Genomic DNA, 21597 nt, shown 5'->3' with positions numbered 1-21597 from the left:
GTGTTCAGGCTCCGCGTTGACACGCGTGGCGTGTCACTACGCTTCGATTGTTTCGGCGCTGGGGTAATCGGTGAAACCGGCTTCGGCGCCGCCGAAGAACGTTGCCTTGTCCGGCGCGTTCAACTCCAGGCCGTGCTGCAGGCGCAGCGGCAGGTCGGGGTTGGCGATGAACGGTCGGCCGAAGCCGATCAGGTCGGCCCAACCCTTGGCCAGCGCTTCTTCGGCGCGCTCGACGGTGTACTTGCCGGCATAGATCAGAGTGCCGCGATAGATCATCCGCAGCGCTTCCTTGAACGCCACCGGCATCACCGGGGCGTCCTCCCAGTCCGCTTCGGCGATGTGCAGGTAGGCCACGCCGATGCTGTCCAGGATGTGCGCGGCGGCCAGGTAGGTGGCCTGCGGGGTGTCGTCGACCGCGCCCTGCAGGGTGGTCAGCGGGGCCAGGCGCACGCCGAGGCGGTCAGCGCCCACTTCGGCGGCGACTGCTTCGGCCACTTCGCGCAGGAAACGCAGGCGGTTCTGCAGCGAACCACCGTAGCCGTCGGTCCGCTGGTTGGCCTGCGAATCGATGAACTGGTTGATCAGATACCCGTTGGCGCCATGCAGCTCAACGCCGTCGAAGCCGGCGTCGATGGCGCGGCGGGCGGCCAGCGCGTAGTCGCGCACGATCTGCGGGATTTCGCTGATGTCCAGGGCGCGCGGCATGGAGTGCTGGACCATCTCGCCTACCCCGCCCTGTGGGCCGGTGCCGGCGACGTCGACGAAGACCTTGACGCCTTCGGCTTGCAGGGCCGAGGACGAAACCGGCGCGACGCCGTTGGGCTGCAGGTCCACGTGCGAAACGCGGCCCACGTGCCAGAGCTGGGCGAAGATGCGGCCGCCGGCGGCGTGCACGGCATCGGTCACGCCGCGCCAGCCGGCGACCTGGGCGTCATCGTGGATACCGGGAGTCCAGGCGTAGCCCTGCCCCTGCGGGCTGATCTGGGTGCCCTCGCTGACGATCAGGCCGGCCGAGGCGCGCTGGGCGTAGTACTGGGCCATCAGCGGGGTGGCGACGTTGCCGCTGGCCGCGCGGGAGCGGGTCATCGGCGGCATGACGATGCGGTTGGGCAGGGTCAGCGGGCCGAGGCGGTAGGGGGTAAACAGCATGGGGGAGGTCCTTGGTAAACGACTGGCCCAAGGATGGGGACGACCCAACGCGGCAAAAAGCGCCATGGCGGCAAAACAGTTGTGCCGTGGGTGCAATGATCGAACGCCAGGACCGCCTGGGACACGCATGGCGTGTCGCTACGGGGTTTCGCCTGCGAGCTGGTTGTAGGCGGCGCGCACGGTTTCGTAGCCGTACTGCTTTTCCAGCCGGCGGACGATGAAGTGGCCGCGCGCCATGTCCTGGTAGTAGTCGGTGAACATGGTGTTCAGGGTGGCACCGGCTACGGCGCCGATGATCGGCACCGCTTGGGCGGCGAACTTCTCGGTGACCACCACGCCAAAGCGGGCGGCGACCTTTTCAACGATCTTGGCCAGCCACTTGCCGGCTTCCTTCGGGGTCAGGCCGATCATCACGCCACCGCCGCCGACTGCCGCGCCGGCCAGTTCGGCCGACAGGTGGCGCATCACTTCGGCGGTGAAACCACGGGTGATGTAGTAGCCGGTCTCGCTGGCGTCGTCCTGGCCGGAGTTGCCGCCCAGCGCGAACACTTCCAGGCAGGCGTGGCGGGTGCCCATCTCGCTCAGGTCGAACCCCTCGCTGCGCGCGACGTCGGCGACCGAGCGCATCATGATCGTGGTCGACACCGGCAGCTCGAGGAACAGCGCGGTGAAGCCGAACGCGCCGCCCAGCGCACCGGTGGTGGCGGCCGCCAGCTTGTGCCAGCGCGTGGATGCGGCCTTGCCCGGGGTGTTGTCCATGCTCCACAACGCCGCCTGCGCCGACTTGAACAGCGCCGCCTCGACCGCCCCGTGGATGCGCCGCGACACCGACTGCGGCAGCTTCTTGACCGCGAACTCCAGCGGCGAACCGATCAGGTTGGCCATCTTGGCGGTGAGCGTGGGCGATTCCAGCAGGCCCACCGCCCGCTGCAGGTCGGCCCAGTCCTGCGAGGTCGGCAGGATCTGTGCTTCCAGCGGCGGCGGTACGATACGGACAATATGGCTCATGCCCGGATCATACCGCCCGCAGATTGAATGAAGCACGACGGTAGCCCCGGCCGTTGGCCGGACCACGGGGACGTGAAACGTTCAGGACGTCAGGCGACCGGCAGGCCGGACAGCGCTCCCATGAACTGCCGGTAATGGCGCAGTTCGGCGATCGAATCATGCACGTCGCTCAGCGCCGTATGGCTGGAGGTCTTGCCCACGCCGGCGGCCACCGTCGGTGCCCAGCGCCGGGCCAGCTCCTTCACCGTGGACACGTCCAGGTTGCGGTAGTGGAAGTACTTCTCCAGGCGCGGCATTTCACGGTGCAGGAAACGGCGGTCCTGGCAGATCGAGTTGCCGCACATCGGCGAGGCGCCAGCCTTGATCCACTGCGCCAGGAAATTCACCGTCTGCGCTTCGGCCTGCGCCAGGGTCACCTGGCTGTCGACCACGCGCTGCCACAGCCCGGAACGGCGGTGCTGGTTGCGGTTCCATTCGTCCATGGCTTCCAGGCGCTCCACCGGGTGGTGGATGGCGAACTCCGGGCCCTCGGCCAGCACGTTCAACTGCGCATCGGTGACGACGGTGGCGATCTCGATGATCGAATCGTTGTCGGTATCCAGACCGGTCATTTCCAGGTCGATCCAGATCAGTCGTTCGCCTTCGGCGCCGTTGTCCGCCATGTCATGCCCTTTTGCAGAGTGTAATGCGACATGATAGCGCCTTCGCGGCGTGGCCCTGCCGTGAAATCATTCCAGCAGCAGCGGCGGTTTGCCGCGTTTGGCCCGGAAATAATTGGTCAGCCGCGTACTGGCCTCCTTGGCGAGCACCCCGCCGTGCAGTTCCACGCGGTGGTTGTGGCGCGCATCGCCGAGCAGGTCGAACACGCTGCCGCAGGCCCCGGTCTTGGGATCGGTGGCCGCATACACCAGCCGCGCCACCCGCGCATGCACCACTGCCATCGCGCACATCGCGCACGGCTCCAGCGTCACGTACAGGGTGCTGCCCAGCAGGCGATGGTTGGCCAGTGCCCTGCCCGCCTGGCGCATCGCCACGATCTCGGCGTGGGCGCTCGGGTCGTGGTCGGCGATGTTGAGGTTCCAGCCTTCACCCAGCAGCGTGCCGTCGGCACCCACCAGCACCGCACCGACCGGGATCTCGTTGAACTCGCGCTCGGCGCGTGCAGCCAGGCCCAATGCGTGCTGCATCCAGTATTCGTCCTGGTCGTGCACCGGCACGCCCAGCGGCGGAGGCGGCGGCAGGCGCTCAACCACGACCATCGGCCTTGCGCAGGAATGCGTCGAAGGCCGCCAGGGTGGCCTCGCTGACATGGTGTTCGATCCCTTCGGCATCGCGTCGGGCCGAATCGGCATCCACGCCCAGCGCCAGCAGGAAACGCTCCACGGTCTGGTGGCGGGCGCGCATTTCCACCGCCAGCTGCTCGCCGGCCGGGGTCAGGAACACGCCCCGGTACGGCCGCTGGATCGCCCAGCCTTCCTTGACCAGGCGCTTGAGCGCCTTGGCCACCGTGGGCTGGGCAACGCCCAGGCGGGTGGCGATGTCCACCTGCCGTGCCTCGCGGCCATCGGCGATGAGGTCCGCGATCAGCTCCACGTAGTCTTCGACCAGCTCCGAGCGGCGCGCCTCGCGCACCTGCACGAACCCCTCCACGTGCACCTGGGCATCGATCAGCGGGGTGGATGTCTTGGCTCGGGAAGGCGACATGCCCCCAGTTTACCGTAGTGACGCGCCCTGCCCGTCATGGCAGCCCGGCCAGGCTCAATCCGCGCGACGCAGCAACCCGGTCTCGAACAGCACCGCCCCTTCCAGGTTCCGCGCCGACAGCAACCCACCATGCGCCCGGGCGAACTCGTGGGCAATGAACAGCCCGAGCCCAAGCCCGCGGCTGTCGTGGAAGCTGGCCTTGAACGGCTCGAACAGGCGCGGCAGCAGCGCTTCGGGAATCTGCCCGGCATTGCGCACCTGCAGCCGCAGCGAATCGCCGGGAAGGCCACGCACCAGCACCTGCACCGGCGCATCGCCGCCATGCAGCACCGCGTTGCCGATCAGGTTGGAGAGCAGCTGCGCCAAGCGGTCCGGATCGCCCTGCAGGCGGGTATCCCCTTCCACCTGCAGCTCGATCTTCGCCTTCGGGTGGGCGCGGCCGACCTCGTTGACCACCACGGCGGCCACCTCGGCCAGGTCGCATTCCTCGGTCTGCAGGCGCAGGCCGCCGCTGCGGATCCGCGAGAAATCCAGCAGCTGCTCGACCATGCGCGCCATGCGCACCGCGCTGTTTTCCAGGTGCACCAGGGTCTGCTGCGCAGACGGGTCGTCGGGCAGGTCCAGCGACAGTTTGTCGGCGCACAGCAGGATCGCCGACAACGGCGTACGCAGGTCGTGGGTGAGTACCGCCATCATGGTTTCGTTGAGCTTGAGCGCGTGCTCCAGGGCCTGGTTGCGCGCCTTGAGCAGCTGCTTCTGCTGGTAGAGCTCGATGAACACATTGACCTTGCTCATGATCACCTGCGGCTCGATCGGCTTGTGCAGGAAATCCACCGCGCCGCTTTCGTAGCCCTTGAAGGCGCGCACCGGGTCGTTCGGCGAGGCGGTCAGGAAGATGATCGGCACATCGCGGCTGCGCTGCGAACCGCGCATCAGCTCGGCCAGCGAAAAACCGTCGATCTCCGGCATGTGAACGTCCAGCAGCGCCAGCGCCACTTCGTGTTCCAGCAGCAGTTCCAGCGCTTCGGCACCCGAGGCCGCGCACAGGATGTCCAGGCCGTCGCGGCGCAGCAGCGCCTCCATGGCGACCAGGTTCTGCGGGACGTCATCGACGATGAGCAGGTTCACGCGCTCGGTGGCCGGCGTCGTGGTGGACTCGATAAGGTTCATCGGGCAAGGCCTTTCATGCGCGAGCATAGGGAGGTGAGCGTCAGCACCGCATCGGCGCCGGCATGTGCCAGCGCAGCCGCCGGCATGATCGGGGAATAGGCATCATCGGGGCTTTGGATCCAGGCCTGCCCACCGGCGCTGCGGACCGCGGCAACGCCGGCGCTGCCGTCGTTGCTGGCCCCGGTCAGCAGGATGGCGAGCACGCCACTGCCGAACACCTCGGCGGCGCTTTCGAACAGCGGGTCGATCGCCGGCCGCGAGAACAGCACCGGCGCGTCCACCGACAACGCCAGGGTGCTGCGGCTTTCGACCAGCAGATGGTAGTCCGGCGGCGCGAAGGTCACCGTACCGGGCGCCAGCGGCTGCTTGTCCTCGGCTTCGCGCACCGCCAGCGGGCAACGCAGGCCGAGCAGGTCGGCGATCCGGCTGGGGCGGTCACGCGGCAGGTGCAGCACCACCAGCACCGGCATCGGCAGGTCTGCCGGCAGCGCGGCCAGCAGCTGCTGCAGCGCGCTCACGCCGCCGGCGGAGGCGCCGACCACGATGACCTCGAACTCGGGCTGCTCGACCGGGGCGTCCATCAGGCCAGCTTCCGGTACAGGCGCTGTTCGCGCGCGCAGGCTTCGAATTCATCGGCGTGCTCGCCGAACTGCAGCGATTCCTTGCTGCCCAGGCCGAGGAAGCCACGGTGCACCAGCGCCTCATGGAACAGGCCAATGGCGCGGTCCTGCAGGGCGCGCTGGAAGTAAATCAGCACGTTGCGGCACGACACCAGGTGTACTTCGGAAAACACGGTGTCGGTGGCCAGGCTGTGGTCGGCGAACACGATGTTGCGCTTGAGCCGGCGGTCGAACACTACGCTGCCGTACCCGCTGCTGTAGTAATCCGACAACGAACCGGTGCCGCCCGCTTCCAGGTAGTTGCGGCTGAACTGAGCCATCCGGTCCAGCGCGAACGCGCCGGTTTCGGCGGCTTCCAGCGCATCGGGGTTGATGTCGGTGGCGTAGATGATGGCGCGGTCCAGCAGGCCTTCTTCCTGCAGCAGGATCGCCAGCGACCACACTTCCTCGCCGGTGCTGCAGCCGGCGATCCACAGCTTGATCGACGGATAGGTGCGCAGCACCGGGATGGCGTGCTCGCGCAGCATGCGGAAGTAGGCCGGGTCACGGAACATCTCCGAGACCTGCACGGTGAAGTACTGCATGGCCAGCGCAAAGGTCTCCGGCTCATGCAGCAGCCGGTGCTGCAGCGCGCCCATGTTGTCGCACTCGAAGCGGGCCATGGCGTGGCGCATGCGCCGGCGCAGCGACGCCAGCGCGTAGTCGCGGAAGTCGTAGTGGTAGCGCTGGTAAACGGCCTCCAACAGCAGCCGCAACTCCAGGTCGAACAGCTCGGCGTCGTTCATCGGCGCGAACACCAGACGCGGCACAGCGAGACCAGCTTGTCCACGTCGATCGGCTTGGCGATGTAATCGTTGGCACCGGCCTGCAGGCAATGCTCGCGGTCATCGGGCATGGCCTTGGCGGTCAGCGCGATGATCGGCAGGTCGCGCCAGCGGTTGTCGCGGCGGATTTCGCGCATTGCGGTCAGCCCGTCCATCTCCGGCATCATGATGTCCATCAGCACCAGGTCGATGTCAGGGCCCAGTTTGTCCAGGGCTTCGCGACCGTTGCGGGCGATTTCCAGCTTCACCCCCAGCGGCTCCAGCACGCTGGACAGGGCGAAGATGTTGCGCACGTCGTCCTCGGCCAGCAGCACGGTGCGCCCGTCCAGCACCGCATCGCGGCGGCGCGCTTCGCGCAGCAGGCGCTGCTGGTCGCTGGGCAGCGAGGCTTCCACGCTGTGCAGGAACAGGGTCACTTCATCGAGCAGGCGCTCGGGCGAGCGCGCGCCCTTGATGATGATGCTCTTGGAATAGCGGCGCAGGCGCTGCTCTTCGTCGCGGGTCAGAGCACGCCCGGTGTAGACGATGACCGGCGGGAAGGCGACCGCCTCGTTGCCGGCCATGTATTCGAGCAGGTCGTAGCCGGTGCCGTCGGGCAGCGCCAGGTCGGTCACCATGCAGTCGAAGGTGGAGGTGCCCAGTTCGGCCTTTGCTTCGGCGAGGCTGCCCACCGCGGTGATTTCCAGCTGGTCGCGGCCCAGCAGAAGCTGCAGGTTGGAGCGCAGCGCGCTGTCGTCCTCGACGATGAGCAGGCGGCGCACGTCGCGCTCGCTGGTGGCTTCCAGCTGCTGGATCGCCTCGACCAGGCGTTCGCGCGTGGCCGGCTTGATCACATACCCGATCGCGCCCAGCTCCATCGCCACCTGCGAGCGTTCCAGCCCGGAGACCACGTGCACCGGGATATGCCGGGTGGCCGGGTCGCGCTTGAGCCGCTCCAGCACGCTCAGGCCGGACACATCGGGCAGGCCGATATCGAGCAGCACGCCGTTGGGGCGCAGCTCGGCGGCCAGCGCGAGGGCTTCTTCGGCGGTCTGCGCGACCACGCAGTCGAAGTCCAGCTCATGGGCCATGCCCACCAGCGCCTCGGCGAAGGTCACATCGTCCTCGACCACCAGGATCATCCGCCCGGCGCGGCTGCGGCGGCCACGGTCATCCACCACGCGCGGCGAAGGGGCAGCGGCGGACGCGTCATGCGCGCTGCCGAACAGCGGCGCCGGTGCGGCCGGCTTGGCGGCCGGCGCCGGGCGCACGTCAGGCGCCGCCATCGGCGCTGCCGTCGCAGTACCCGCCGCCAGCGGCAGGTCCAGGGTGAAGCAGCTGCCGCGACCGGGCTCGCTGGACACAGAAATGCTGCCGCCCATGCGCGCGGCCAGGTCGCGCGAGATCGACAGGCCCAGGCCCGTGCCGCCGTAACGGCGCCGGGTGCTGCCATCGGCCTGGCGGAACGCCTCGAAGATCACGTCGGTCTGCGCCTGCGGAATGCCGATACCGGTATCGGTCACCGCGAACTGGATGCGCCCTGCCCCGTTGCCGCGCACCACCAGCGAGACACTGCCGTGTTCGGTGAACTTGACCGCGTTGGCCAGCAGGTTCTTCAGGATCTGCTGCAGGCGCTGGCCGTCGGCCACCAGCTGGCTGGGCGCATCGGTGTCGGCGCGGATGTCCAGCGCCAGGCCCTTCTGCGCGGCCAGCGGCTCGAAGGTCTCCTTCAGGCGCTGCAGCACGCTGGACACCGCCAGGTTTTCTTCGGCCAGTTCGACATGCCCGGCTTCGATGCGCGACAGGTCCAGGATGTCGTTGATCAGCGCCAGCAGGTCGTTGTTGGACGAGTGGATGGCCTGCGCGTACTTGACCTGTTCGGCGGTCAGCGTGCCGTCCTTGTTGTCGGCCAGCAGTTTGGCCAGGATCAGCGCGCTGTTGAGCGGGGTGCGCAGCTCGTGCGACATGTTGGCCAGGAACTCGGACTTGTAGCGCGAACTGGCCTCCAGTTCGCGGCTGTTCTGCACCAGCTGACCCTGCGCGATCAGCAGCGCCTGCTGGCGCGATTCCAGTTCATGGGTGCGCTCTTCCAGCTGCACGTTGGTCTGTTCCAGCTCGGCCTGCTGCTGTTCCAGGTTGGCCTGCGAGTGCAGCAGGCTGCGGCTCTGTTCTTCCAGCTCTTCGTTGGCCACCCGCAGCTCTTCCTGCTGGGTCTGCAGCTCTTCGCTCTGGCGCTGGGTTTCTTCCAGCAGCTCCACCAGCTGCGCGCGCAGCAGTGCGGTGCGCAGCGCCATGCCAATCGGCTCGGCGCACTGCAACAGAAGTTCCAGTTCCAGTGAACGCGCCGGGGACACGCCCGCGCGCCCCAGCTCGATCAACCCGATCACCGCGCCATCAGCGGTGATCGGTCCCAGCAGGCGCTGGTGCACGGGGGTGCGGCCCAGCGCGGTTTCAATCTCAAGCAGGCTTTCGCTTTCTTCCAGCCGACGCGGCTGGCCCTGTCGCAGGACTTCGCCCCACTGCCCGGCAGACGCCATGAGGGACTCGGGCAGGTGCGGCGGCAGCGCCGCGCCGCCAACCAGCACCAGGCGTTCGCCCTGCAGGCGATAGACCGCACCCACATCCGCGTTCAGCTGCGCGCACAGCGTGCGCATGGCTTCGTCGGCCAGCGTGCGCGGTTCCGGATCCCCGCGCAGGCTCACCGTCACCACGTTCTCGCCTTCCTGCAGCCACAGCGCATCGGCGGCCGTACGCCGGGCCTGGATGGCCTTGATCACCGTCAACGCCATCAACAGGAAGCAGATCCCACCAATGGTGCGGTTGACGAATGAAAATGCGGAATTGGTGCTCGCCGGGGCCAGGTGGTACCCGACGACCAGCAGGATGCACGAGCCGGCCGCGACCAGCAGCGGCACCTCCAGCCGGCGCTGGAACAGGGTGACGCCCACCGCGATGAAGTACGTCAGCCACACCGCATAGCCCAGCGGCACCACCAGCTCCAGGCCGATGGTGAAGGCCATCAGGCCGGCCGATGCCAGCCAGATCCAGCGATCGCGAGCGGTTGGCGCTGCATTCATGCACACGGTTCCAGGGTGAAAAGGGGTTCGATGTTAACCGAACTGTGAATTCGGGCGTTATACGCCAAATGGCGACGTGTTCAGAACCAATGTTGACACTATCTTCACATCGCGACTTCTACGGTTCAGCCCCTTAAAGGGGAGTAAAACCGCCGCCGTGGTCCAGGCAGTCACCGATATCGCGCCGCTTGCTGATGATCGTCTGCAGTTACAGCTGTTGATCGATCACGTATCCGATCACGCGATTTACCTGCTTGACGCGCACGGCTGCATCCGCAGCTGGAACCGGGGCTGCGAGCGGGTCAAGGGTTATTCCACCGAAGAAGTGATGGGGCAGCACGTGCGGCTGTTCTACGCCCCCGACGAGCGCGCCTCCGGCACCGCCGAACACACCCTCGGCCAAGCCGAGCAGCATGGCCGCTACGCTGGCGAAGGCTGGCGCGTGCGCCGCAGCGGCGAATGCTTCCGCGCCAGCGAGGTGATCGAAGCCGTGCGCCAGGACGGCGCCCTGCTCGGCTTCGTCAAGGTCACCCAAGACGTCACCGAGCGCTACCACGCCCAGCGCCTGCTGCAGGACGCCCAGCGTGCCCGCGAGCAGTTGCAGCAGTTCGAGGGCGTGGGCCGGCTCACGCGCGGGCTGGCGCACGAATTCAACAATCTGCTGACCACCATCGGCAACGCGCTGGACCTGATCTCGCTGCGCCCCGGCGCCGATGCGCGCACCCGCGAACTGACCGAAATGGCCCAGGCCGCCGCCGACCGGGGCTCGCTGCTGACCCGCCAGCTGCTGGCGTTCTCGGCCGACCAGACCCTGGTACGCGAGCCTTTGCAGGTAGCGCGGCTGTTCGAACAGGAACTGCCGGTGCTGCAGCGGGCCTGCCCGGACAACATCCGTCTGCGTCTGGAAGTGCCTTTCGACCTACCTCGAATCACCACCGATGGCGTACAGTTGCATACCGCTGTACTGAACCTGCTGCTCAACAGCTGCGAGGCCATGCCGCAGGGCGGGACCATCACCATCAGTGCCACGGCCGAACACCGCTTGGCCCCGGACCTGGCCAACCCCACGCAGCGCCGCTATGTAGCCATCGCGGTGACGGACCACGGCAATGGCATGCCCCCGGATGTGGCCGAGCGTGCCAGCGAACCGTTCTTCACCACCAAGGAAGTCGGCAAGGGCAGCGGTCTGGGCCTGAGCCAGGTATTTGGTTTCGTGTCCCAGTGCGACGGTTTCGTCGATGTACAGACCGCCCCCGGACACGGCACCACTGTCCGTTTGTTGTTACCTGCCCTAGAGGAAGTCGCGCATGTCTGAGCCCCTTCGTGTCTTGATGGTCGAAGACCAGGAAGACCTGCGCGAGCTGATCGGACAGGCATTGCGTGATTTCGGCATCGAGGTGCATACGGCGACCGACGGCCCGACGGCCGTTAAATTGATCGACCTGAACGGCGGCTTCGACGTCGTGTTCAGCGACGTCAACATGCCCGAAGGCATGAGCGGCCTGGAACTGAGCGCGCATGTCGCCAATGCCCTGCCGAACGCCCGGATGATCCTGTCGTCCGGCTATGCACGGTCCCAGCTGCCGCCGCTTCCGGATAATGTTGAATTCCTGCCGAAACCCTACCGGCTCAAGCAATTGATGACGCTGTTGAAGGAATCGTCGCCGGCGACCTGATGCGCGCCGAGGTGAATGCTTCATACCTGAACGGCGCACTTCACACCGGCACTGCAAACGCGGCGGGATAGTACCTGCGTACTCCGTTTGACAGGACGCACGGAATGCTCGACCGCAGCCAGGATCTGGAACGCATTGCGCTGATCGAAGCGCTCAACGTGATGGATCCCGCCTTGGGGCGCTCGCTGGACCCGGTCACCGAACTGGCGGCGTTTACCTTCGGCACCGCCATTGCGCTGATCTCCATCGTCGACGCCGACTCGCAGCGCTTCATCTCGCGGGTCGGGCTGGCGCTGGAACGCACCGACCGCCACCACTCGATCTGCTCGTGCGCGCTGCAGTCCAGCGGGATCCTGCAGATCGAAGACCTGCGCCAGGACCCCCGCTTCCACGACAACCCGCTGGTGGCCGGCCCCGAGCAGATGCGCTTCTACGCCGGCGCGCCACTGGTGACCCGAAACGGCATCGCGCTGGGCACGCTGTGCCTGATGGACCGCACCCCGCGCGTGCTGACCGCCGATGAGCAGCGCCAGCTGCAGACCCTGGCGCGGATCGTGGTCAACCAGATGGAATTGAAGATGTCGCTGGGCCGGCGCGAGCCGATCAGCGGGCTGCCCAACCGCCAGCAGTTCCAGGCCGACCTGAGCGTGCTCGGCCGCCAGGACGGTGGCAGCCAGTTCACCGGCGTGCTGCTGGATGTGTTCGACCTGCAGAGCGCCAATGACGCCGGCCAGGCGTTGGGCCTCAAACCGGTGGAATCCCTGCTCCGGCAGGCGTCGCTGCGCGTGCAGGAAGTGCTGACCGACGACGTGCAGGTCTACCACGTGGCCTCCACCCGGTTCGCCTTTGTGGTGCGCAACCACGACCACGCGCAGGTCGAGGCGTTGATGCAGCGGCTGCGCGAGCGCATGCGGCGGCCGTTGATGGTCGGCAGCATTCCAATGTCACCGCAGTTCCACGCCGGGCTGTGCGATTTCCGTGCCGATCCGGATGAAGCCGGCGACCTGGTGCGCAAATGCATGGTGGCCTTGAACCACGCACTCCAGACCGACGCGTGCCTGTGCTGGTATTCGGCCGACCGCGATGCGCACCTGCGCCGCCGCTACCGGCTCGCCTCCGATGCCGCGCGCGGGCTGGCCCAGGACCAGTTCAGCCTGGTCTACCAGCCGCGCTATGACCTTCGCGATGGCCAGCCGGTGTCGGCCGAAGCGCTGCTGCGCTGGACCCACCCGATGCTGGGACCGATCACGCCGGGTGAGTTTATTCCGGTGCTGGAATGTACCGCGCTGATGCCGGCGCTCAGCCAGTGGGTGATCGAGCACGCGTTCGCGCAGGCGGCGCGCTGGCAGCAGCTGCTGCCGGGATTCACGTTGTCGATCAACCTGTCCCCGCGCGATTTCGATAACGCCAACCTGTGGACCGGCATGGCCGAGCGCCTGCAGGCGAACGGGCTGGTGCCCTCACAGATCGAAGTAGAGATCACCGAAGGCCAGTGGCTGCACAGCCACCCCGCCGCCCTGCCCCAGCTGCGCGCGATGGCCGCTGCCGGCGTGCGCATCGCCATCGACGACTTCGGCAGTGGTTACAGCAACTTCGGGTACCTGAGCGAAGTGCCGATCAGCCACATCAAGGTCGACCAGAGCCTGGTCACCGGCCTGGCGCGATCGCGTACCGCGCGGCTGAAGGTGGAGGCCATCATCCGGCTCGCCCAGCAGCTGGGCTACCGCACCGTGGCCGAGGGTGTGGAGCATGAGTCCGAACTGTCGCTGCTGCGGCTGTGGGACTGCAACGAGGCGCAGGGGTATTACCTGGCCCGGCCGATGAGTGCCGATGCCGTCACGCAGTTGGTGCTGGCCTGTCGCGCCGGGCCCCCGAGCGATATCGACAGCGACTAGGCCGGCGTCGGGTTGCGATAATGGCGGCATTCCGTTATCTGGCGCTTCCCATGTCCGACCTAGTCCCCCTGCCCGTCCTTGCCCCGGGCCACTACCGCCATTTCAAGGGCGGCAACTATCAGGTGATCGACGTGGTGCGCCACAGCGAGACCTTGCTGCCAATGGTGCTGTATCGCCCGCTCGACGAGGACCTGGGACTGTGGGTGCGGCCGTATGAGATGTTCACCGCGCAGGTCGAAGTGGACGGTGTGCTGCGGCCACGGTTCGCGTTGGTGGACCAAAGCTGAGCTGGCGCAGTCCCCGCTGCGCGCACAAAAAGAAAGCGCCCCGAGGGGCGCTTTTTGCTACGGGATCAAAGCCATGGACTCAAGGTGTCGCGGTCACACCCTGGGCCGAGGCGCCGACCACGATGAACGGGTCGCGCCCGGCATCGGCGTAGGCACCGCAGCTGGCGTCGCCCGGTGCCACGGGATCGCACGGCCACACCGCGCGCGGCACGGTATCGCGCGGCTCGAAGCGCTCGCCATTCCAGACCGCGAAGCCCAGGTGCAACCGGCCCCATTCGCCGTAGCTACGCGGCTCGGGTTTCTCGGTGGTGCCAACGTCCACATACCAGCGCACCGCCGGGCCAAACTGCAGTTTGCCCGCATCCAGCTGCACGCGTGCGCCGTCGGCGCCGTAACGCTTCCGGTCGGCATCCGACAGCAGCGGCTCTGCCGGCAGCGCCTGCTGGGTGATGTCCGCCGGCGCCGCGCCAGCACTCACGCGGTAGACGCGCTGCTGCACCAGCCCCTCGCGGCAGCTGCCGGCCGGCAGGCGCACCGTCTTGACCGGCTCGGCGTCGGGGCCGCGGTTGTCGGCACACGCGAACGGGCCGGACACCAGGTACACCGTGGTGGACGGGTCAGCGCCTTCTAACGAACGCACCCAGACATCGCCCTGCACCGCCAGGAAGTCCGGGCGCAGCCCGTAGCCCGGGACGGCCTTGAACCAGCCCTTCTGCCTGACCTCGCGCTCGCGCCACGCGCGCGGCAGCAGCAGTTGCTGTTCCGGAATGGCCACCAGCAACGCTGAGAGGTGCAGCGGCAGAGTGCCTTGGCAGGCACCGATCAGGAGGTCCGCCTGGGTGGCCAGACGCGCTGCAAGGTCGTTCGGACAACGCGCACCGAGCTGACGCTCGATCTGGTTGTTGTCATTGGCGAGCGTGGGGATAGGCAGCGGGCGCGGAGCGACGGGCGCCGGTTCGACCAAAGGTGATGACTCGCCTCGCGGACCGACCGCAGCAGCAGTGTCGGCAGCTACAGTTGCAGTGTCCGCGTTGACCGGTGCAGAAGGACTCGCCGGGGGTTGGGCCCCATGAAGTACTCCTGCAACGGACGCAGCACCGATCGGCGCAGCGGGCGCTGCGGCCGGAGCATCAGCGGCGGTCGGGTCACTTAGAGTCGAAGCTTCAGCCTCTACTTCGTCAACCGCAGTGGCTGGTCGCGAGGGCGCCGGCTCCACCGGCCTCGGCTCGATGCCCGGAGTCACCGTCGCAGGCAGGTTGACCAAGGCAGGCTGAGCGACAGCCGCCACCTCCTGCACACCGGTCGATTCAGCGGCAGCGGGTACACCTACCGGGGAAGCAGCACCGCCCCCCTCGTCGACCACCGCTGCCGTCTGGGCATGAGCAGAGCAAAACGCGATCGGCAACAGCACCAGGAAGCATGCCGGAAGTCGAACAGCCGAACACCGAGATAGAGCAAGAGAATGTCGCATGATGTCGTCCTTGAACCTGAAAAATTAAACTACGAGACACACCTTCTCAGAATGCTTCAAACTTCGGCTTGGCACGCGCGGAATGTATCCTGCGACAACCTACCCCGCCGCACTTGGCGCAGCGGTCCAGCGCGATGTTCTTACCTGACGAAGGGCCCCAAGGCGCGCATCGAACCACACTTGGACGCTCGCCGAGAAAACCTGATTCAATGCGGGATCACTCGATTGTCCGCACGGGGCAATGTCAATACGACTCGAACTCAGGCTGCGCGCAGGCTGCGTAGATCACATTGCATCCAATACCACCATCGGAAGCGCACCGGTCCATCGCCAGCTCTTCGGCCTTCTCCTTGGTTTCGGCGCGACCGAAACTTGTACCACCATCCCCGGAAGTTGGCACCGTCGCTGCACCGCACTGATTCTTGAATGTGAAAGCAACCTTGCAGGAACGGCCGCCACTCTTCGCGCAGTTTGCCTCGGAGTCCTTCGCTGCGTCAGCCTTGCTGAGCTTGCCCGTCGATGCACCTGCCGCTCCATCGGTCGAGATCGCAATTGCGCCCCACGTCTTGTGCCAAACACCTGTGGGACGTGGAGAACCCGAACCCGCTTCTGATTCGGAACCGGGGATTGGCGCACATCCCTGAACGCCCTGCACCCCAATCGGGTATTGACCGGGAGGACAGCGTCCTTCCGCGATCGCGGTCACAGGAAGCAATACCAGACCTACAAGGACAATCAGTACTCGAATCACAGGCCGCTCCTGATTCCGTTCAAGCGCACAAGCCATTCAGAAAGATTTGAACTCGGACATGCTACACGCAGAATAAGAGACGGTGCAGTCGCCACCGCCATTCGCTTGCTTACAGTCACGAACTGCCAGACCCTTTGCCTGCTCAAGCGTTTCCGCATGCGCAGCAATGGAAGTGCCACCAGCTATGACGCCAGACGAAGTGCCAGGATCCGCTATTGCAGCGCATTGGTTGTAGTAGGCGAGACGAACTTCACACTTGTTCCCGCCTTGTTTTCTACACTCATCCATCGCAAGTGACGACGCGGCGCGCTTTGACTTTTGGGAAACAGCCGCCCCCGTAGCGAGAGGTGCACCTGGACTGGGAGACTTGTCTTCAGCAATCGCACCCCAGCGCGTTTCCCACTTCCCGGTTGGTCGAGGAGAAACACCATTCGCGCCCGTTCCGCCGCCCGGAATAGGGGCGCAACCTTGAACGCCTTGTCCTCCAATTGGGTAGTGGCCAGGTGGGCAATTGCCCTCCGCGAGTGCCGCAAAGGGAACCAGCATCAACAGTGCAAACAAAAGCTTGTTTTGCATACAAGAACCTCCACCTCTCGTGTCATTGCAACGCCGCTGAACGTGTCTCACCGTGAATCAGCGTTGCCGTACTTTCCAGACCCGCTGGCGGTACTTCCGGCCTCAGAAGTGCTCCTCACGGTTGGCTGTACCACCTGGCCTACTGATCCTGCATCGTCATTCTTGGTCTGCGCTGGAGTGTACGACCCCGGCGGCTGGCCTTGCGGGCCGGCGGCTGCCGAGCCACCTATCTGGGAATATGCCATGAAGCTACCCAACGTACCCTGGAAGAACATCGCGGCCATTGGGGGCGCAGTCAGAATCAGTGTCGTGAGGATGAGGCCCATGCCACCTTGCTGCATGGCCTGGCTGGTCATGCCGTCGCTCATCGCATCATCGAGGAAGAAGCTGTTGATCAGCGACGATGTCCAGAATGCCGCCGAAACACGAATGACCATGTCCAACGCGATGGAGACCATGGCCGACAGCACCGCCATGGAGAACATGGTGCCTATGCCATAGAACAACCACTTCTGGAAGAACTGCTTGGTCTGGTCGAACAGTAGACACAGAATAAAGAGCGGCCCGAACCCGATGAACAGCGCGATTGCAACCTGGTAAAGCAGCAGCATGGCGCCAGCCGTCACGGCCGGGCCGCCCGTGCCAATGCCGATGAACCACATGGCGCGCGTCTTCTCCTCGCGCAATCCGCCATCGTCCAGCACCTTGATCGCATCGATGCTGGACAACGCCACCTGCATCCATGCCAGGCTCTTGTCGATCTGGTCTTCAGCGGTGCCGCCCTCGCCGGTTACAACGCGGGTGATCAGGCCGCCTACGTCCTTGGTCAGGAAGTCGCTGACGCTGCTGCCGAACATCGCCATTGAGGTGGCTACGCTGATGATCAGTGCCGCGCGCGCCATGTTGGTGACCAACACCATCATTGAATCGCGGCTCTGGCCGGTGACGATGCGGTAGCCCTGGATCAGCACCCACAGAGTCATCAGGATCAAGGCGATACCACCGACCCAGGCCATCATGCGGCCCATCATGTCGATACCGAAATCGTTGATGCGCGCGCGGAGGTAATCCAGGATCAGCTTGAAGAAAACGAAGTCGCCAATCGACTGGACACGCACTGCGTAGCCCAGCAGATCCTGCAATCCGCCCGAGAAATCAAAAACGTTGGCAATCGACCTGATCGACATTTCCACAATCCCTTGGTGATGCTGCTACTGCTTTGGGTCCGGCATTACTTTGCAGACCCGCTGAACCTGCTTGGACGAGTTACTTGACGCTGAGCGCGCCCTTGAGGGCGGCGGTCTTCACCAGTGTCCCGATGATCTGGTTGGTTGTATCGCCTTTGAGGGCGTTCTCGGCAACCACCTTCTGGTTGGCTTCCATCACCTCGATGTAGGCGTCGTACGAGTGCATCCGCGATTGCCAAATCTGCGCCTGAACCGCCAGGTCGTTGGCCATGCGAAGGGCTTCACTGTCCGTGCCCTGCACGTTGCCCTGGCTGTTGCTGAAAATACGCATGTTGAAAATCCGGGTGAGCGACGACTGCATGAGCGGCACAGATTCGGTCATGAACTTGACCGCCTCGTTGTACTTCCGGTTCTGCATCATGCGGATGTTCACGCAGATTTGTGTCTGCTGCTGCTTGAAATCAGCCTTCGGGTTGAAGACGAAGGTTTTGAACAGGCCGGTGACGCTCAGGTCGGTAGTACCGCCACAGCTTTGCGCAACCAGATAGTTGTCCGCCACTGGAGTGAGCGCGATACCCTGCGGCATGCCAAAGTTGTTGAGTACCGCCTGCACCTGGACCAACGCCTGCGCATACTGCTCCAGCGTGCGGATCCAGCGGGTGCGCTGTTCGACGTACTCGGCCGCGTCCTGCGCCTTGGAGGCGTACGCGGTGATCTCGGCCTTGTAGGTATTGATCTGGTTCATGATCTGCTGGTACACGCTCGGGCCAACTTCGACCACGGGCATCGTGTAGGCGGGCGCGGGCGCGTTGCACATCAGCACGGTCACCAGCGACAGGGCGGCCAGGCGGAAGCTGAAGTGACGGCGGCGGGTCGTGTTTTTGTTCATGGCAATGTCCATAATTATCTCCATCGAATGCGGCGAAAGCCTGTCCCTGATCGGCCGGGGGACCGTCAGGCAACGGCGTCCTGTCGTGTCCCGGCGGGCTTTCCAGAGCCCTTGCGCTTCCTGTAGAACTCACTGAGCCACTGGTCCGGGGTGAGGTCGGCCTGCGATACCTTCTCGCGCTGGGCGGCGTCGAGCAGGACGCGGTGCATCACGTCGATATTGTCGGTGGAGGCCGAAATCACCGACAGGATGTCATCCATGCCACGCAGGTTGAGCTGGCACACGCTGGCGGCATGGCCCTGCTTGACCAGGAAGCAGCGCGAGCGCTCGTCCAGGGCGGTGACCACCTTGAACTCGGACTCGGTCAGCTTCAGCCCGTCGATGTAATCCGAGCGGCTGGCATTGGGGTTGGGCAGCAGGATCAGCGTGGCGGTCTGCTCGATCAGCGCCGCGGCGATGTCGCTCTTGAGCGCATCTTCCGGGCTCTGGGTGGCGAAGATGCCCATGCCGTTCTGCTTACGGATGGTCTTCTGCTTGTTCTTGGCGAATTCCTTCAGGCCGCCCTCGCCGTCCAGGATCTTCCAGAATTCGTCCATCACGTAGATCAGCGGGCGGCCGTCGATCAGCGATTCCAGGCGGTGCAGCAGGTAGTTGATGACCGGCACGCGCACTTCGGGGTTGTCGATGATGTCGGTGTAGTCGAAGCCGATGATGTTGGCGCGGCTCAGGTCCACGGTGTCGACCGGGTTGTCGAACACCCAGCCCAGCGAGTTGCCCGAGGTCCACTTGCGCAGGCGCGCATACAGACCGTCGTCGCCCATGTTGGGCAGGCTCTTCTGGAAGTTGGTCATGCTGCGCAGGTGCATGGGGGTATCGAGCATGTTCTCGACACCGCGGAAGATGTCCTCTTCCTCGCGGGCGCTGTACTCGTGCTTGTTGGCCAGCACCTTGATCAGGTCGGCCAGGAACTGCACGTTGGCTTCATTGTTCTCGCACTGGAACGGGTTGAAGCCGGTGGCCTGGCCGTTCTCGAGCGCCAGGTAGTTACCGCCACAGGCGCGCACGAAGATCTCCGCGCCGCGGTCCTTGTCGAAGAAGAAGATGGTCGGCGACGGGTCGTACTTCTGGACCTGGCTGAGCAGGAAGTTGATCAGCGCGGTCTTACCCGTACCGGACTTGCCGATCACCATGGTATTGGCGATGGCCTTCTCCCCCAGCGAGTTCTCCGACGGGTGGGTGGCGTGGAAGTTGAAGTAGTACGGCTGGCCGTTGGTGGTCTGCAGCGTGGTCACGCAGTCGCCCCACGGGTTGTTGTGCTGCTTGCCGGTGGCGAAGTTGTGCAGCGGCGACAGACCCAGGAAGTTCAGCGAGCTGATGTTGGCCAGGCGGGTGCGGTAGCGCCAGTTGGCCGGGAACTGCGAATAGAACGAGGCGGTGACGGCCAGGTCTTCCTTGGTCGACACGAACCCGGCGTTGGACAGCTCGGCGCGGGTGGTGGCGATGTTCTGCGACAGCTTTTCCTGGCTGTCGGCGTAGACGGCCATGATGAAGTGGTACTCGCCCAGCACGAAGTTGCCGGAGGACAGCTGGTCCATCGCCTGGTCGAGCTCGACGATCTGGCTCACCGCCTTGTCGCCGGAGGAGATCATCATGCCCTTGGTGCGGTCGAGCACCTTGAGCGCGTCCTGGCGGCCCATCGGGCTGAACGAATGGGTGATGACGTATTCGAAGTCGAGGTACTTCAGGCCGTTGAGCACGCCCGGATAGGTGCCCTCGGCGTATTCCTTGATGTTGAGGATGGCGCCGAAGTGATTGACGCCGTTGGGCGTGCTGATCACGAAATCGCCGGTCTTGGCCGAGAACATGTGGCGGCTGATCGGCAGGTAGTCCTTGACCGGCGCGGACAGCACCGGTACCGGCTCGTCGACGCGGTTGAGCAGGTAGCCGAAGAACTCCAGGGTCTCGGAGAAGACCATGCCGTTCTTGGCTTCATACATGCCCATCCGGTAGGGCGAATAGTCGCGGATCACCGCTTCCACGTTGCCGGCCATTTCGAGCAGCTTGGCCACGGACTGGTCCTGCTCGGCCTGCAGCTGGGTGATGCTGGAGGACTTGTCCATGAAGCGCTTACCGGACACGACCGGCCGGTAGATCATGGTCAGGTACAGCTCGTTCTGCATGATGCGCTGCGAGGACAGCATGCCCATGTACTGGTCGGACACGTCCTGGTTGAAGCGCTGGGAGAACTTGCTGCTGCCTTTGAGCTGGCGGCGACGGCGGATGTCGTGCACCCAGAAGGCGACGTTGACGAAATCCGGTGCGCGCAGGGTCTGCAGCAGTCGATTGAAGGTGTTGTGGCGGTGTTCGAGCTCCCAATCCTCGCGCCCTACGAAGGGCAGGCCTTCCAGGTGCCAGGTCAGCAGGAAGTCTCCACCCGTGGTCTTGACGACCGTCGGCGCCACATGGGACGACAGGGGAATGAATTCGCTGATCGAGGTATCGGGACTGAACATGGGCGCTTCCAAAGGGTGCTGCGGGGATGGTGCGGGGCCTGCACCGGGCAGGCGATGTGATCGCCTGCCCGGCCTGTAGCGTGCCGTGGTCAGTCCGACGGCGGCGGCTTGTCGCGGTAATGGTTGGGCGTGAACACCCACATTCCGTCGTGCTGCTGCAGGTTGCGCGCGCGGAACTTGAACTGCAGGCGCAACCCGATCAGGCGGAAGATCATTTCATCGCGCTTTGCCATGTGACGCAGGATGAAGATGGCAATCGGGATGGTGATCAACAGCCGCATGTCGATGTACATGCTCAGCAACAGCAAGCCGCCTGCGACCAGGAAGAACGGGACGTACGGAACGCCCAGAAACATCGCTGGCCGCGTGCAGCCGCGGAACAGGACGTTCTTATGCACTGTAGTACTGGACGGCGTTCATGATGGCGCCGGTGGCGCTGCCGGCGCAGGAGCTGGAACCGCCGTCACCGAGCAGCATCTTGGCGATCTGGCCAGCGGCGCCGATCAGCAGGCCACCGATCAGGATCGGGGCCACGTCACCGATGCGCTTGTGGGCGAAGGCGATCTGGTAGCCGGCGAAGATGACGGCGATGGTCACCACGGCGATGGAGGCGATGTTCAGCAGGCCGTTGATGTTGGAGAAGAAGCCGCACACCTTGGTGTCGGTGCCGCCGAAGTTGGTGGACTGGGCGAACACGTCCGGCACGAACACGGCAGCGGCGAAGGCAGCGGCCATCAGCACGGTCTTCAGCGTGCGCTGGGCCTGGGCGATATCGAGGTTGTTACGCTTCATGGTGGGTTTTCCTTGTTGATGGTCTAACA

At 65.2% G+C, this 21597-nt stretch carries 21 protein-coding genes; 4 read left to right on the top strand and 17 right to left on the bottom strand.

What is annotated here, in order from left to right:
- Positions 1–36: 36 nt before the first annotated feature.
- The 9 genes from ACQG3P_RS11545 to ACQG3P_RS11505 all read right to left on the bottom strand — a co-directional run bounded on the left by ACQG3P_RS11545 (position 37) and on the right by ACQG3P_RS11505 (position 9531).
- A complete protein-coding gene (locus ACQG3P_RS11545; protein WP_426805109.1) occupies positions 37–1149 on the bottom strand; it encodes an alkene reductase in 1113 nt (370 codons plus the stop codon).
- Positions 1150–1287: 138 nt separating this feature from the next.
- Positions 1288–2157: an EcsC family protein gene (locus tag ACQG3P_RS11540; protein WP_068852687.1), complete on the bottom strand. Its 870-nt coding sequence runs from the start codon at positions 2155–2157 to the stop codon at positions 1288–1290.
- 89 nt (positions 2158–2246) lie between these two features.
- Positions 2247–2819: an oligoribonuclease gene (gene orn, locus ACQG3P_RS11535; protein ID WP_093535972.1), complete on the bottom strand. Its 573-nt coding sequence runs from the start codon at positions 2817–2819 to the stop codon at positions 2247–2249.
- Positions 2820–2885: 66 nt separating this feature from the next.
- Positions 2886–3416, bottom strand: a complete 531-nt coding sequence (tadA, locus tag ACQG3P_RS11530; RefSeq protein WP_217538672.1) for a tRNA adenosine(34) deaminase TadA — start codon at positions 3414–3416, stop codon at positions 2886–2888.
- Complete coding sequence (gene mntR, locus ACQG3P_RS11525) at positions 3403–3861, bottom strand: manganese-binding transcriptional regulator MntR (protein WP_095362687.1); 459 nt, start codon at positions 3859–3861, stop codon at positions 3403–3405. Before mntR ends, tadA begins: the two co-directional genes overlap by 14 nt.
- A 54-nt stretch (positions 3862–3915) precedes the next feature.
- On the bottom strand, positions 3916–5031 hold the full coding sequence (locus ACQG3P_RS11520; RefSeq protein WP_068852699.1) for a hybrid sensor histidine kinase/response regulator: 1116 nt from the start codon (positions 5029–5031) through the stop codon (positions 3916–3918).
- Positions 5028–5612, bottom strand: coding sequence for a chemotaxis protein CheB (locus tag ACQG3P_RS11515; protein WP_426805108.1), 585 nt, complete (start codon positions 5610–5612; stop codon positions 5028–5030). The genes ACQG3P_RS11520 and ACQG3P_RS11515 overlap by 4 nt, the downstream gene beginning before the upstream one ends.
- On the bottom strand, positions 5612–6436 hold the full coding sequence (locus ACQG3P_RS11510; protein WP_068854687.1) for a CheR family methyltransferase: 825 nt from the start codon (positions 6434–6436) through the stop codon (positions 5612–5614). The genes ACQG3P_RS11515 and ACQG3P_RS11510 overlap by 1 nt, the downstream gene beginning before the upstream one ends.
- The gene (locus ACQG3P_RS11505; protein ID WP_426805107.1) at positions 6433–9531 is read right to left on the bottom strand and encodes a response regulator; all 3099 of its coding nucleotides are present in this window, start codon (positions 9529–9531) and stop codon (positions 6433–6435) included. Before ACQG3P_RS11505 ends, ACQG3P_RS11510 begins: the two co-directional genes overlap by 4 nt.
- Positions 9532–9688: 157 nt before the next feature.
- Between ACQG3P_RS11505 and ACQG3P_RS11500 the strand changes: the two genes are divergently transcribed.
- The 4 genes from ACQG3P_RS11500 (at position 9689) to ACQG3P_RS11485 (ending at position 13389) form a co-directional block, all read left to right on the top strand.
- Positions 9689–10846 (top strand): two-component system sensor histidine kinase NtrB, encoded by a 1158-nt coding sequence (locus ACQG3P_RS11500; RefSeq protein ID WP_426805106.1) that lies wholly within the window; start codon positions 9689–9691, stop codon positions 10844–10846.
- Positions 10839–11207, top strand: coding sequence for a response regulator (locus tag ACQG3P_RS11495; protein ID WP_426805105.1), 369 nt, complete (start codon positions 10839–10841; stop codon positions 11205–11207). The genes ACQG3P_RS11500 and ACQG3P_RS11495 overlap by 8 nt, the downstream gene beginning before the upstream one ends.
- A gap of 104 nt (positions 11208–11311) precedes the next feature.
- Positions 11312–13102 carry a putative bifunctional diguanylate cyclase/phosphodiesterase gene (locus ACQG3P_RS11490; RefSeq protein WP_426805104.1) on the top strand — a complete coding sequence of 597 codons (1791 nt, stop codon included), beginning with the start codon at positions 11312–11314 and terminating at the stop codon, positions 13100–13102.
- Between the two features lie 50 nt (positions 13103–13152).
- A complete protein-coding gene (locus tag ACQG3P_RS11485) occupies positions 13153–13389 on the top strand; it encodes a DUF1653 domain-containing protein (protein ID WP_068852713.1) in 237 nt (78 codons plus the stop codon).
- A gap of 79 nt (positions 13390–13468) precedes the next feature.
- On the opposite strand, the gene ACQG3P_RS11480 is transcribed toward ACQG3P_RS11485, so the two are convergent.
- The 8 genes from ACQG3P_RS11480 to ACQG3P_RS11445 all read right to left on the bottom strand — a co-directional run bounded on the left by ACQG3P_RS11480 (position 13469) and on the right by ACQG3P_RS11445 (position 21568).
- Entirely contained in the window at positions 13469–14353 is an 885-nt protein-coding gene (locus tag ACQG3P_RS11480; protein WP_426805103.1) for a hypothetical protein, read from the bottom strand.
- Positions 14354–15104: 751 nt separating this feature from the next.
- A complete protein-coding gene (locus tag ACQG3P_RS11475; protein ID WP_426805102.1) occupies positions 15105–15611 on the bottom strand; it encodes a DUF4189 domain-containing protein in 507 nt (168 codons plus the stop codon).
- A gap of 36 nt (positions 15612–15647) precedes the next feature.
- Positions 15648–16157 carry a DUF4189 domain-containing protein gene (locus ACQG3P_RS11470; protein WP_249834365.1) on the bottom strand — a complete coding sequence of 170 codons (510 nt, stop codon included), beginning with the start codon at positions 16155–16157 and terminating at the stop codon, positions 15648–15650.
- Positions 16158–16234: 77 nt separating this feature from the next.
- Positions 16235–17374, bottom strand: a complete 1140-nt coding sequence (locus ACQG3P_RS11465; protein WP_184126962.1) for a type IV secretion system protein — start codon at positions 17372–17374, stop codon at positions 16235–16237.
- 79 nt (positions 17375–17453) lie between these two features.
- A complete protein-coding gene (locus ACQG3P_RS11460) occupies positions 17454–18275 on the bottom strand; it encodes a hypothetical protein (RefSeq protein ID WP_093535988.1) in 822 nt (273 codons plus the stop codon).
- Positions 18276–18328: 53 nt separating this feature from the next.
- Positions 18329–20776, bottom strand: a complete 2448-nt coding sequence (locus tag ACQG3P_RS11455; protein WP_068852720.1) for a VirB4 family type IV secretion/conjugal transfer ATPase — start codon at positions 20774–20776, stop codon at positions 18329–18331.
- An 89-nt stretch (positions 20777–20865) separates the two neighbouring features.
- Complete coding sequence (locus tag ACQG3P_RS11450; RefSeq protein ID WP_083214171.1) at positions 20866–21174, bottom strand: type IV secretion system protein VirB3; 309 nt, start codon at positions 21172–21174, stop codon at positions 20866–20868.
- Positions 21167–21568 carry a TrbC/VirB2 family protein gene (locus tag ACQG3P_RS11445; protein ID WP_068852724.1) on the bottom strand — a complete coding sequence of 134 codons (402 nt, stop codon included), beginning with the start codon at positions 21566–21568 and terminating at the stop codon, positions 21167–21169. The genes ACQG3P_RS11450 and ACQG3P_RS11445 overlap by 8 nt, the downstream gene beginning before the upstream one ends.
- Positions 21569–21597: the final 29 nt, after the last annotated feature.

Source organism: Stenotrophomonas sp. SrG, assembly GCF_050031795.1.
GTDB classification, from domain to species: domain Bacteria; phylum Pseudomonadota; class Gammaproteobacteria; order Xanthomonadales; family Xanthomonadaceae; genus Stenotrophomonas; species Stenotrophomonas rhizophila_A.
Note: the sequence above shows the minus strand (reverse complement) of the source record. Positions and strands in the feature narration are given on the sequence as shown.

What these genes read in the sequence shown, in the direction of transcription:
- ACQG3P_RS11545 (WP_426805109.1), bottom strand. Translation starts at nt 1,149, where the DNA reads ATGCTGTTTACCCCCTACCGCCTCGGCCCGCTGACCCTGCCCAACCGC.
- ACQG3P_RS11540 (WP_068852687.1), bottom strand. Translation starts at nt 2,157, where the DNA reads ATGAGCCATATTGTCCGTATCGTACCGCCGCCGCTGGAAGCACAGATC.
- orn (WP_093535972.1), bottom strand. Translation starts at nt 2,819, where the DNA reads ATGGCGGACAACGGCGCCGAAGGCGAACGACTGATCTGGATCGACCTG.
- tadA (WP_217538672.1), bottom strand. Translation starts at nt 3,416, where the DNA reads ATGGTCGTGGTTGAGCGCCTGCCGCCGCCTCCGCCGCTGGGCGTGCCG.
- mntR (WP_095362687.1), bottom strand. Translation starts at nt 3,861, where the DNA reads ATGTCGCCTTCCCGAGCCAAGACATCCACCCCGCTGATCGATGCCCAG.
- ACQG3P_RS11520 (WP_068852699.1), bottom strand. Translation starts at nt 5,031, where the DNA reads ATGAACCTTATCGAGTCCACCACGACGCCGGCCACCGAGCGCGTGAAC.
- ACQG3P_RS11515 (WP_426805108.1), bottom strand. Translation starts at nt 5,612, where the DNA reads ATGGACGCCCCGGTCGAGCAGCCCGAGTTCGAGGTCATCGTGGTCGGC.
- ACQG3P_RS11510 (WP_068854687.1), bottom strand. Translation starts at nt 6,436, where the DNA reads ATGAACGACGCCGAGCTGTTCGACCTGGAGTTGCGGCTGCTGTTGGAG.
- ACQG3P_RS11505 (WP_426805107.1), bottom strand. Translation starts at nt 9,531, where the DNA reads ATGAATGCAGCGCCAACCGCTCGCGATCGCTGGATCTGGCTGGCATCG.
- ACQG3P_RS11495 (WP_426805105.1), top strand. Translation starts at nt 10,839, where the DNA reads ATGTCTGAGCCCCTTCGTGTCTTGATGGTCGAAGACCAGGAAGACCTG.
- ACQG3P_RS11490 (WP_426805104.1), top strand. Translation starts at nt 11,312, where the DNA reads ATGCTCGACCGCAGCCAGGATCTGGAACGCATTGCGCTGATCGAAGCG.
- ACQG3P_RS11485 (WP_068852713.1), top strand. Translation starts at nt 13,153, where the DNA reads ATGTCCGACCTAGTCCCCCTGCCCGTCCTTGCCCCGGGCCACTACCGC.
- ACQG3P_RS11470 (WP_249834365.1), bottom strand. Translation starts at nt 16,157, where the DNA reads ATGCTGGTTCCCTTTGCGGCACTCGCGGAGGGCAATTGCCCACCTGGC.
- ACQG3P_RS11465 (WP_184126962.1), bottom strand. Translation starts at nt 17,374, where the DNA reads ATGTCGATCAGGTCGATTGCCAACGTTTTTGATTTCTCGGGCGGATTG.
- ACQG3P_RS11460 (WP_093535988.1), bottom strand. Translation starts at nt 18,275, where the DNA reads ATGGACATTGCCATGAACAAAAACACGACCCGCCGCCGTCACTTCAGC.
- ACQG3P_RS11455 (WP_068852720.1), bottom strand. Translation starts at nt 20,776, where the DNA reads ATGTTCAGTCCCGATACCTCGATCAGCGAATTCATTCCCCTGTCGTCC.
- ACQG3P_RS11445 (WP_068852724.1), bottom strand. Translation starts at nt 21,568, where the DNA reads ATGAAGCGTAACAACCTCGATATCGCCCAGGCCCAGCGCACGCTGAAG.